The 11,431-nt window shown below is 71.0% G+C and carries 10 protein-coding genes; 7 read left to right on the forward strand and 3 right to left on the reverse strand.

Going from position 1 to position 11,431, the window contains the following annotated elements; translation table 11 throughout:
- Positions 1–9 precede the first annotated feature (9 nt).
- Positions 10–1,389: a crotonyl-CoA carboxylase/reductase gene (ccrA, locus tag MQP27_RS09220; protein ID WP_242763507.1), complete on the reverse strand. Its 1,380-nt coding sequence runs from the start codon at positions 1,387–1,389 to the stop codon at positions 10–12.
- A 229-nt stretch (positions 1,390–1,618) separates the two neighbouring features.
- Here ccrA and MQP27_RS09225 point away from each other — a divergent pair, with 229 nt between their 5' ends.
- Genes MQP27_RS09225 through MQP27_RS09245 form a run of 5 tightly spaced genes read left to right on the forward strand, consistent with a single transcriptional unit; the run spans position 1,619 to position 7,550 of the window.
- A complete protein-coding gene (locus MQP27_RS09225; RefSeq protein ID WP_242763509.1) occupies positions 1,619–2,944 on the forward strand; it encodes a cation:proton antiporter domain-containing protein in 1,326 nt (441 codons plus the stop codon).
- A 28-nt stretch (positions 2,945–2,972) separates the two neighbouring features.
- Positions 2,973–4,373 (forward strand): citrate/2-methylcitrate synthase, encoded by a 1,401-nt coding sequence (locus MQP27_RS09230; protein WP_242763512.1) that lies wholly within the window; start codon positions 2,973–2,975, stop codon positions 4,371–4,373.
- Positions 4,374–4,424: 51 nt separating this feature from the next.
- Positions 4,425–5,558, forward strand: coding sequence for an acyl-CoA dehydrogenase family protein (locus MQP27_RS09235; protein ID WP_242763515.1), 1,134 nt, complete (start codon positions 4,425–4,427; stop codon positions 5,556–5,558).
- The gene (locus MQP27_RS09240) at positions 5,555–7,024 is read left to right on the forward strand and encodes an amino acid adenylation domain-containing protein (RefSeq protein WP_242763519.1); all 1,470 of its coding nucleotides are present in this window, start codon (positions 5,555–5,557) and stop codon (positions 7,022–7,024) included. Before MQP27_RS09235 ends, MQP27_RS09240 begins: the two co-directional genes overlap by 4 nt.
- Positions 7,017–7,550: a flavin reductase family protein gene (locus MQP27_RS09245; RefSeq protein ID WP_242763522.1), complete on the forward strand. Its 534-nt coding sequence runs from the start codon at positions 7,017–7,019 to the stop codon at positions 7,548–7,550. The genes MQP27_RS09240 and MQP27_RS09245 overlap by 8 nt, the downstream gene beginning before the upstream one ends.
- 67 nt (positions 7,551–7,617) lie before the next feature.
- On the opposite strand, the gene MQP27_RS09250 is transcribed toward MQP27_RS09245, so the two are convergent.
- The gene (locus MQP27_RS09250) at positions 7,618–8,385 is read right to left on the reverse strand and encodes a thioesterase II family protein (protein WP_278195765.1); all 768 of its coding nucleotides are present in this window, start codon (positions 8,383–8,385) and stop codon (positions 7,618–7,620) included.
- A gap of 223 nt (positions 8,386–8,608) precedes the next feature.
- Positions 8,609–9,517, reverse strand: a complete 909-nt coding sequence (locus tag MQP27_RS09255; RefSeq protein ID WP_242763525.1) for a 4'-phosphopantetheinyl transferase family protein — start codon at positions 9,515–9,517, stop codon at positions 8,609–8,611.
- Between the two features lie 116 nt (positions 9,518–9,633).
- On the opposite strand from MQP27_RS09255, the gene MQP27_RS09260 reads away from it, so the two are divergent.
- On the forward strand, positions 9,634–9,891 hold the full coding sequence (locus tag MQP27_RS09260) for an acyl carrier protein (RefSeq protein ID WP_242763528.1): 258 nt from the start codon (positions 9,634–9,636) through the stop codon (positions 9,889–9,891).
- 79 nt (positions 9,892–9,970) lie between these two features.
- Positions 9,971–11,338: an NAD(P)/FAD-dependent oxidoreductase gene (locus MQP27_RS09265; protein ID WP_242763531.1), complete on the forward strand. Its 1,368-nt coding sequence runs from the start codon at positions 9,971–9,973 to the stop codon at positions 11,336–11,338.
- Positions 11,339–11,431: the final 93 nt, after the last annotated feature.

Raw genomic sequence — 11,431 nt, forward strand, 5'->3', positions numbered from 1 at the left:
CACGCCCCGTCACGCTGCCACCCCGCTCAGCCGGGTCCCCGCCGCCCGCTGCGCCGCCGTCCGGAACCGGTTGATGGCCGGCTCGTGGCGGGCGCGGAGTTCCGGGTCGCGTACGCCGAGTCCCTCGGTCGGCGCGAGGCACAACACCCCTACTTTTCCGTGGTGTTCGTTGCGGTGGATCGACTCGACCGCCTCGGCCACATTCTCCAGGGCGTAGGTGCGCGACAGCGTGGGGTGGATGCGGGCCTTGGTTATCAGGCGGTTGGCCTGCCAGGCCTCGCGGTAGTTGGCGCAGTGGGAGCCGACGATGCGCTTCAGGGACATCCACAGGTAGCGGTTGTCGTACTCGTGGACGTAGCCCGCCGTCGACGCGCAGGTGACGATCGTGCCGCCCTTGCGGGTGACGTACACGGACGCGCCGAAGGTCTCCCGGCCGGGGTGCTCGAAGACGATGTCGACGTCCTCGCCGCCGGTGAGTTCGCGGATGCGGGAGCCGAAGCGGCGCCACTCCTTGGGGTCCTGGGTCTGCGGGTCGCGCCAGAAGCGGTAGCCCTCCGCGTTGCGGTCGATGATCAGCTCCGCGCCCAACTCCCGTGCGAGGGCCGCCTTTTCGGGCGAGGAGACGACACACACCGGGTTCGCCCCGCCGGCCAGCGCGAGCTGGGTGGCGTACGAGCCGAGCCCGCCGACCGCGCCCCAGATGAGGACGTTGTCGCCCTGCTTCATGCCGGCCCCGTTGGGGGTGACCAGCTGGCGGTAGGCGGTGGAGTTGACCAGCCCGGGTGCCGCGGCCTCCTCCCAGGTGAGGTGCTCCGCCTTGGGCAGCAGCTGGGTGGCCTTGACGAGGGCGAGGTCGGCGAGCCCGCCGTAGTTGGTCTCGTAGCCCCAGATGCGCTGTTCGGGGTCGAGCATGGGGTCGCCGTGGCCCTCGGCGTCCTCCAGTTCGACGGAGACGCAGTGCGCCACGACCCGGTCGCCGATGCCCCAACGCCGTACTCCGGGCCCGCACTTGACGACGACGCCGGACAGGTCGGAGCCGATGACGTGGAACGGCTGGTCGTGCCGCGCGGCGAGGCCGCCGAGGCGGGCGTAGCGCTCCAGGAGGGCGAAGGTCGGCACCGGTGAGAACAGGGCGCTCCACACGGTGTTGTAGTTCACGGCGCTGGCCATGACGGCCACCAGGACCTCGCCGGGGCCGGGTTCGGGCGTCGGGACCTCCTCGATGTGCAGGGAGTCGGCGGGCCGCCGCTCGCGCAGTGGCACCCCCTCGAACCTGCCGGCGTCCTCCTTGTGCAGCACGGCGGCCCGGAAGGAACCGGGCACCCCCAGGGCCGCCACATCGGCCGGCACCGAGTCCGGGGACTCGATCACTTCCACCAGTTCGCGCATCGCCGGGCACCACCCTCCACGGGCAAACAACTCATCAAAGAATGAACTCAACAGAGAGTGAGTTTTACACGAAGTCAGGGCCCTAGCAAGCCCCGTCGGGGGTCGCGGGACGCCCCGCCGACACCCGACGCCCCTTGTCCGCGCATCGACCGGCATGCAAAACTCATCACCAGTTGATTTCTACGGTCGTTGAATTTTGTTCGGGATCCAGGCGCCCTAGGGAGAAGCCGTGACGCCGCATCAGCTCGAATCGCTGCAAGCAACCGCCATCGCCGGCATCGCCGGCATCCTGATCGCGGGCACGGCCCTCGCCCATCTGGCCCGCAAAGTGCGCCAGCCCGCGGTCATCGGTGAGATCACCGCCGGCATCCTGCTCGGCCCCAGCCTGCTCGGGCTGTTCCCCGGCGATCTGACGCACCGTCTCTTCCCGGACAACGTCCGGCCCTTATTGTCCATGGTCGCCCAACTCGGCCTTCTGCTCTTCATGTTCACCGTCGGCTGGGAGCTGGACTGGGCCTCGATGCGCCGGCGCAAGAGCTCCGTGGTCGGGGTGACCGCCGGCAGCATGCTGGCCCCGCTGCTGCTGGGCATGGGCGTTGCCGCCCTGCTCTACCACAACCACTCCGTGGTCGACGGCAAGACCGTGCCGATGCACTCCTTCACGCTCTACCTGGGCGTCAGCATGTCGATCACGGCGTTCCCGGTGCTGGCCCGCATCCTCAAGGACAACGGCCTCAGCCGCACCGGGATCGGGGCGCTCGCCCTGACCAGCGCGGCCTTCGGCGACGTCCTCGCCTGGTGTCTGCTCGCCGCCGTCGTCGCGGTCGTCACCGCGTCCGGCCCCTCGGGGTTCACCGACACGCTGTGGATGTCCGCCGGTTACGGCGCCGCGATGATCGTCGTCGTACGGCCGCTGCTCGCCAGGGCCGTGGCCCGGATCGCCCGCAAGGGCACGGGAGTCCATCTGGCGGCGCTGGTCACGGCGGGCCTGCTGCTGTCCGCGTTCGCCACCTCGAAGATCGGCATCCATCCCATCTTCGGTGCCTTCGCCTTCGGGCTGGTCATGCCCCGCAAGCCGCAGGTGCTGCTGGAGGAGCGGATGCTGAAGCCGCTGCAGCACGCCGGGGAACTGATGCTGCCGGTCTACTTCATCATCACCGGCCTCTCGGTCGACATCGCCGCGATGTCGCTCACCGCCTGGGGCGAGCTGGGCCTCATCCTGGCCGCCGCGGTCTGCGGAAAGATCCTCGGCGCCGGGCTGCCCGCGAAGTCGTTCGGGCTGAGCTGGCGGGAGTCGACCGGCGTCGGCGTGCTGATGAACACCCGCGGACTGACCGAACTGATCATCCTCGGCGTCGGACTGAGCCTCGGCGTGCTGGACGACACGCTGTTCACCGAGATGGTCCTCATGGCCCTGATCACCACCGCCATGACCGGCCCGCTCCTCCCCCACCTCTTCCCCTCGGTACGGATGGGCCTGGTCAGCTCGCGCCCCGCGGCCTCCGTGGTCCGCATGCCCGAGCCGGCGGACCAGGCCACCGACCTGGCCGGTTGAAGCCACGCACAGACAAGGAGATGGTCAGGTGCACCCCGTCATCAGCACGCTGTCCCGGGTCTTCGACATGCCGTCGGAGTTCATCGGCGACGAGATGAAGCTCCGTGCCGTGGCCAGCTGGGACGACCTCACCGCCGTGGAGCTCCAGGTCCATCTGGAGCACGAGTTGGGCACCACCCTCGACGACCACCTCATCGAACGCATCGAGTCCGTCGGCCAGTTGCGCGCGTTCTACGACGAGCGGCTGGCCCAACTCGCGGGCGCCAAGGCCCCGCCCGACGCGTCCGCGATCGCCCCTCCACTGCCCGGGCCGGGCCGGCCGGGACTGCCGGAGGACGCCTCCGAGATGGTGTTCGGCGAGACCGGCATCTCCGAGGTGGACGCGGTGCGCGGCCGGCTGTCCTACCGGGGCTACCCCATCGAGGAGCTGATCGGCAGGGTGACCTTCGAGGAGGTCGTCCATCTGCTGATCCGGGGCTGGCTGCCCGACCCCGACGAGCTGGCCGGCTTCCGCGCCCGGCTCGCCGCGGCCCGGGAACTGCCCGCCATGGTCGCCACCAACCTGGTGCTCAACGCGGGCTGCAGCACCTCCTCCGTACTGCGCACCGCGGTCTCCGCGCTCGCGGTCGCCGCGGAGGCGGACGCCGATCCGGCCGCCCACATCGACCTCGGGGAGCGCATCATCGCGCGCATCCCCACCATCTTCGCGACCCAGCAGGCGGCCCGCTCGGGACGCAAACTCCCGCGCCCGGAACCGGAGTTGTCGCACGCCGAGAACATCCTGCACATGCTGGGCCTGCCCCGTGACCCGGAACGGGTACGGCTGGTCGACCTGTGCCTGGTGCTCCAGGCCGAACACGGCTGCAACGCCTCGGCGTTCGCGGCCCGGGTCGCGGCCGGCACCGGCGCCGACACCTTCGCCACCATGTCCGTGGCGCTGGCCACCTTCACCGGCCCGCTGCACGGCGGCGCCGCCCACCAGGTCATCGACCTGGCCCGCGAGGAGAACAACCCCAACACGGCCGCCGCCTATCTGCGCGGCCGGGTCGACCAGGTACGCGCCGCCCGCGCCCGGCAGGTCTCCTACGCCGAGGAGGACCCCCGGGTCCGCCCGCTGCGCGAGGCCGCCCGCAGCTTCCGCGGCAGCCCCGACGACGAGCACGTCCTCAGGGTCCTGGACGCCGTGCGGACCGCGGCCCACCCGTCCAAGGGCCCCCGCCCCTATCTGACGGTGGACTGCTACGCCGCCGCGATCTACCACATGCTCGGCATGCCCTCCGACCTGTTCGTGCCGATGTTCGCCGCCGCCCGGGTCCCCGGCTGGCTCGCACACGTCGCCGAACAGCGGGCCCAGCAGGGCGGCATCCACCCGCGGCTGCGCTATGTCGGCCCACGGAACCTGCGCCTGCCCTCACCCGAACAGAACTGACAGCGACCGCCGACGGGAGGGCGCCCCCTTCCCCGTACCCCAGGAGAAGATGTGGAGTTCGGCTGGAACGAAGAGCAACAGGCCCGCTACGACGACGTGTTGACGGCCACCCGTGCCGCCTTCCCCACGCCGCCCGGCAGCGGGTTCTACAGCCGCAAGGACTGGCTGCTGCTCGGCGAGATCGGCCTTCTCGGGGCCTGTCTGCCCGAGGAGTACGGCGGACAGGGCCTCGGCGCCCTCGACACCGCCCGCGTGGTGGAGGCGGTGGGCCGCGGCTGCGCCGACACCGGGCTGGTGTTCGGCGCGGCGGCGCACACCTTCGCCTGCGCGGTGCCGATCGCCGCGTTCGGCACCCCGGAGACCAAACGCCGGCTGCTGCCCGAGCTGGCCGCCGGCCGGCTGATCGCCGGAAACGCGATGACGGAGCCCGAGGCCGGCTCGGACTCCTCGCGGCTCGGCATGATCGCGACCGCCGTCGACGGCGGATACCTCCTCAACGGCACCAAGAGCTTCGTCAGCAACGGTCCGGCGGCCGACGTGTACGTCACGTACGGGACCGTGAACCCGAAGGCCGGCTTCCTCGGCGTGACCGGCTTCGTCGTCGACCGCGGCGCCGAAGGGGTCGTGGTCGGAGCGCCGTACGAGAAGATGGGCATGCACTCCTGCCCGGCCGGGGCCGTCACCTTCGAGGACTGCTTCGTGCCCGAGGCACAGGTGCTCGGCGGGGTCGGCGCGGGCGCGGCGATCTTCCAGCACTCCATGGGCTGGGAGCGCGCCTGCCTCTTCGCCCTCTATCTCGGGCTCCTGGACCGGCTGTTGGAGCAGTGCGTCGCGCACGCCAGGCAGCGGCGGCAGTTCGGGCGCCGGATCGGCGAGTTCCAGTCGGTGTCCAACCGCATCGCCGACATCAAGGTGCGCCTGGAGGGCGCCCGGCTGCTGCTGTACCGCGCCTGCTGGTCGATGGACCAGGGCGAGCCGTCCGTGCTGGAGATCGCGCTGTCGAAACTCGCCGTCTCCGAAGGGGTGCTGGCCTCGGCCGCCGACGCGGTCCGGATCTTCGGCGGGCGCGGCTACCTGCGCGAGGACGGCATCGAGGCCGCGCTCCGGGACGCCGTGCCCAGCACGATCTTCTCCGGAACCTCGGACATCCAGCGACAACTGATAGTGAAGGAGATAGGGCTGTGAGGCTCCACCGACTCGTCATCGACTCGGCCCGGCGCGCCCCGGACGCGCCGGCCGTGCGCACCTCCCAAGGGGTGCACAGCTACCGGGAACTCGACGAACTCGCCGACCGGTACGCCGCCGCCCTGCACCGGCGCGGAGTGCGGCCCGGCGACCGGGTGGTGCTGTGGACCCACAAGAGCGTCGACGCCGTGGCCCTCATGCAGGGCGCGCTGCGCGTCGGCGCGGTCTACGTCCCGGTCAGCGCCAACAACCCCGCCGCGCGGGTGCGCCGTATCGCCGCGGGCTGCGGCCCGGCCCTGGTGGTGGCCGACGCCGACGGCATCCGGCGGGCCACCGACACCGACTGGCCCGGCGAGCTGCCGCTGGCCGCCTTCGACGACGTACGCCAGGAGGCGCCCGCGGCGGACGCGCCGCCGGTGCACGAGAACGAGCCGGACGACCCGGCGTACATCCTCTACACCTCCGGTTCCACGGGCGAGCCCAAGGGCGTGTGCATCAGCCACCGCAACGCGCTGGCCTTCGTCGACTGGGCGGTCGCCGAGACCGGGGTCACCGCCTCCGACCGGCTCTCCAACCACGCCCCCTTCAACTTCGACCTCTCCGTCTTCGACCTCTACGCCGCCTTCAAGGCGGGCGCCTCCGTCTTCCTGATCCCGGAGGGACTCGCCTACGACCCCGCCCAGCTCGGCACGCTGCTGCGCGAGCAGCGGATCAGCGTCTGGTACTCGGTGCCCTCGGCGCTGATCCTGATGATGCAGCGCGGCGACCTGCTCGCGGGCGACCCGCCCGAGGCGCTGCGGGTGTGCATCTTCGCGGGCGAGCCCTTCCCGATCCAGCAGGTGCACGAGCTGCGCAAGGCCTGGCCGGACGTGCGGATGTTCAACTGGTACGGCCCGACCGAGACCAACGTCTGCACCAGTTACGAGGTCACCGAACGCGATCTCGGCTCCACCCGCGCGCTGCCGATCGGCGCACCGGCCTCCGGGGACCGGATCCGGATCCATCCGCCGCGTGCCCGCGAGGGCGAGATCGTGGTCGCCGGTCCCACGGTGATGCTCGGCTACTGGGGCCGCGAGCCTCAGCAGGGCCCCTACTTCACCGGCGACATCGGCCGGATGGGCCCCGACGGGATGCTGGAGTACGTCGGCCGGCGAGACCAGATGGTGAAGGTGCGCGGGCACCGGATCGAGCTCGGCGACGTCGAGTCCGTGGTCGCCGCGCACCCGAAGGTGGCCGCCGCGTCCTGCGTGGTCGTGGGCAGCGGACTGGACGCCAGGATCCACGCCGTGGTGGTGCCGGACGGCCCCAGGCCGCCCGGCCTGCTGGAGCTCAAGCGGGACTGCGCGGACCGCCTCCCGCTCTACATGGTGGTCGACGCGGTACACATCGTCGACGAACTCCCGCTGACCGCCAACGGCAAGACGGACCGTCAGGCCCTACTGGATCGGATCACTGCCGATGACTGAGCAACTGGAGCCCATGGAGGGCCTGTTGGACCAGGTGGACCTGAACACCTTCCGTTCGGTGATGGGTTCGCTGCCGACCGGGGTGAGCGTGGTCACCAGCATCACCGCAGAGGGCGAGCCGCGCGGTCTGACGTGCAGCGCGGTGTGCAGCGTGTCGGCCTCGCCGCCGCTGCTCCTGGTCTGCGTGAAGCATCCCAGCGCCACCCTGGAGGCCATCCACGAGAGCTCGGTCTTCGCGGTGAACTTCCTGTCCTCCGGGATGGCGGACGTCGCCAAGACCTTCGCCTCACCGGTGCCGGAGCGCTTCGAGGGGGTCCCCTGGACCCAGGGCAAGCGGATCGCCGCGCCGGTGCTGCACGCCACCGTGGCGACCGCCGAGTGCATTCTGACCAGCAGCTATCTGGCGGGCGACCACCAGATCCTGGTCGGCCGGCTGGTCCACGGCGACGTGAGCACGGTGCACACGCCGCTGGCGTACTGGAGGGCGCGGTTCTCGGAGCTTACGGCGGCCACGCCGGCGGCCTGAGGCGGGCGTACGGACAGTGCTATGTCACATACCACTGCAGTGGTATGTGACATAGCACTGTTCTGCGTCAGCGGGCGGCGGCCAGCGGCAGGGCCCGCAGCACGCCTGCGACATAGGCGTGGAACGCCGGGTCGTCGAGCAGGAAGTGCCCGCCGGGCAGCCACTCGATCCGTACGTCGCCCGACCCGTGGTTCTCCCAGTCGCGCAGGCCCGCGTCGTCGACCATCGGGTCGTCCGTGCCCGCGCTCACCCACAGCGGGCAGGCGAGCGGCGGTCCGGGCAGGGCCTCGTACGTCTCGGAGAGGGTGAAGTCGGCGCGCAGCACCGGGGTGAACAGCTCGATCAGCTCGGGCCGTTCGAAGAGCTGCGGCGGAGTGCCGCCGAGCCGGCGCACGGCGTCGAGGAACGCGGGGACGGCGAGCCGGTGGATGTCCGGGAAGGGCCGGCGGGCGGTGGGCCCGTTGCGACCGACGACGAGCACGGCGGCGGGCGGGCGGCCCAACGCGGCCCAGTGCCGCCCGAGTTCATAGGCGAAGGCGGCGCCCATGCTGTGGCCGAGCAGCACGTAACGGCCGGTGGTGTGCGGGGCGGAGGCCCGGACCAGGTCGTCGAGTACGTCGCCGAAGTCGTCGCGAACGGGTTCGGTCATCCGGGTCCCGTGCCCGGGCAGTTCGAGCAGCACGGTACGGGCGGCACCGCCCACGGACTCCCGCAACGCCGCGAAGGCTCGCGCGGCGCCACCAGCATGCGGCAGACAGAGCAGGGCGGGCGCACCGGCGGGGTCGGCGGCCGAGGAGAAGGTGGAGGTGGTCGGTCCGGGCGAGCTGAGGGACATACGGGTCTCCTTCGGATGGGCGCGCCGACGGCGAGGGGATGCAGGTCGGCGCGGGGTGGTGGGATTGAGGGTCAGGGGGTCGCAGGTAAGTGCATGGGGCCGAGCTTCGAGCGGGTGGAGTGCGAGGGGCGGGCCTTCGAGCGGGTGGATCGACGGGGGCAGTCGGGGCCACGCACGCGCATGGGCCGGTGTGTCCTCGGCGTGGTGGCGTGGCGGGGCATGGTCAGGCCCCCGCGTGCGAGCCGGCCGGGATGAGCGGTGCCGGGCCGGTGGGGCGGCGCGTCGTGGGGGTCGGCCGGTGTGGGGCGCTGGTCGTGGCGGCCACCGGGTGGGGCCCCGCGCTCGTGTGCGCGAGCCCCGTGACCCGGGGCGCCCCCAGGACCCGTACCACCTCTCCCCCACCCGCGACCGCCACCGCCGCCCTGAACTCCGGCCCGACGTCGATGAGTTGCAGCCCCCAGGCGCGCGAAGCGCCACCCGGCACCCGGTGCAGCCGCACCGGGCCGACGCGCCGCTCCCCCGGTGCCACCCACACCGCCGTGAGGTCACCCGCGAGGCCACTGCCCAGCGCCTTCAGGACCGCCTCCTTGCAGGCCCACCGCGTGAACAGGCCATCGTGCAGGGCCCCTGCCGTACCGTCGGGCAAGCCACCTCCACCCCCACGCGGACCACCCTCCGCCCACCCCGCCGCCTCCCAAGGCGAAAGCATCTGTCGGCGCAGCCCCGCAGGGTCCCGCAGGGGTCGTACTCGTTCCACGTCGACGCCCACCGGCCCGTCCCGGCTCACCGCGACCAGGGCCAGCCCCTCCGTGTGGGAGAGGCTGATCCGCAGGCCGGGGTCGCCGGACACGTATGGCTTGCCGAACTTCCCCGCGACAAAGGTGACTTGGGACACCGGTCGGCCGCCGTAGAGCGCGGTCACCGCCCGCAGCGCCGCGTGCGAGCACGCGTACAGCGCCCGCGAGCCCGGCACGATACGGCCCCAGCGCCGCCGTTCCTCGGGTGACAGCAGCCCGGCGCAGCGGTTCACGAGCGCCTCCCGGCGGGGTCCTGGTGGCGGCTCGGGGACCACCCAGACATGCACCTCGCCGGGTGGCGGGCCCCCTGTCACGCCGTACCTCACCGCACTCATCACCCCTCCAACCTCGGGTTGATCACTCGCAGTTGGCCCCTTGACGCAGAACTCAACACTAGTAGAGTTCATCAGGAAATGACATCATCAGGCGTTGAAATAATCGGAGGCACGGCGTGGCCAGTGACCGCGAAGAACTGCTCACCCAGCTCACCGAGTTCGTCCAGGAACGGCTGCTCTCCGAGCCCGACCCGCAGGGCCTCGCGCCGGACACCCCGCTCCTGGAGTGGGGGATTCTCACCTCGATGAACACGGCCCAGCTGCTCACCTACATCCGGGACGAGCTGGGGACCAACATCCCGCCGACCGAGCTGACCGGCACCAACTTCCAGAACCTGGACAGCATCACGGACCTGGTTCTGACCCTCCGCTGACCCGCGCGCGTACGGCCGGCACGCGCTGCGCGGCCGCCGCGGCACACCGCCCGACACCACATCACGACAGGAGAACACCTTGTCCGAGGCATCCGAGAACCAGGCGTCCTACGACTACGACATCGGCATCATCGGTGGCGGCCCGGCCGGTTCCACCGCCGCCTCCTACCTCGCCAAGGAGGGCCTGTCGGTGGTGGTCTTCGAGTCGGAGACCTTTCCGCGCGAGCACGTCGGCGAGTCCCTGGTGCCGGCCACCACCCCGGTGCTGATCGAGACCGGCGCGATGGAGAAGGTCGAGGCCGCGGGCTTCCCCAAGAAGTACGGCGCCGCCTGGACCTCCGCGGAGGACCGGGACATCGACCACATGGGCTTCACCGGCCTGCACCACGACTTCCGCGCCGCCGAGGTGCTGTTCAGCGAGCGCGACCAGGCCGGCGTCGACCGGGACCACACCTTCCACGTGGACCGCGGCAAGTTCGACCAGATCCTGCTGCAGCACGCCGAGAGCCTGGGCGCGAAGGTCTACCACGGCGTCCGCGTCAACCGCGTCGACTTCACCGACCGCGACCGCCCCATCATCCAGGCCAAGGTCGGCAACCAGCCGGTCGGCGTGCCGGTGCGCATGGTGATCGACGCCAGCGGCCGCCGCACGATGATGGGCAACCAGCTCAAGGTCAAGGAGCCGGACCCGGTCTTCAACCAGTACGCGGTGCACACCTGGTTCGACGACTTCGACCGCAAGGCGCTCGCGGTCGACAAGGACCAGGCGGACTACATCTTCATCCACTTCCTCCCGCTGGAGGACACCTGGGTGTGGCAGATCCCGATCACCGACACCATCACCTCCATAGGTGTCGTGACCCAGAAGGCCCGGTTCAAGGAGGCCAAGAACGACCTGGAGACCTTCTTCTGGGACACCATCGGCAGCCGCCCGGCCCTCCAGGACGCCCTGAAGAACGCCAAGCGGGTCAAGGACTTCAAGGCCGAGGGCGACTACAGCTACGCCCTCACCAAGATCGCCGACGACTCGCTCGTGATGATCGGTGACGCGGCCCGCTTCGTGGACCCGATCTTCTCCAGCGGCGTCAGCGTCGCGCTCAACAGCGCGCGCCTCGCCGCCGCGGACATCATCGCCGCCCACAAGGCCGGCGACTTCCGCAAGGAGCGCTTCGACGGGTACGTCAACACGCTCCGCGGCGCGGTCAACAACTGGTACGAGTTCATCTCGATCTACTACCGCCTGAACATCCTGTTCACGGCGTTCGTCCAGGACCCGCGCTACCGCCTGGACGTCCTGAAGATGCTCCAGGGCGACGTGTACGACGGTGAGCCCAAGGCCCTCGCGGCGATGCGGGACATCGTCGAGGCGGTGGAGAACGACCCGACCCACCTCTGGCACAAGTACCTGGGCACGCTCAAGGCACCGTCGGCCGCGGCCAAGTTCTAGCCGGTACGGCCGTACGGCCCGCACCGGGTGGCGCGGCGCGCACCCCGCGCCACCCGGCCCCTCCCCTCTCTCCCCTCTCTCCCCTTCGCCAAC

The sequence above is a fragment of the Streptomyces cylindrosporus genome, from assembly GCF_022698165.1.
Taxonomy (GTDB): domain Bacteria; phylum Actinomycetota; class Actinomycetes; order Streptomycetales; family Streptomycetaceae; genus Streptomyces; species Streptomyces cylindrosporus.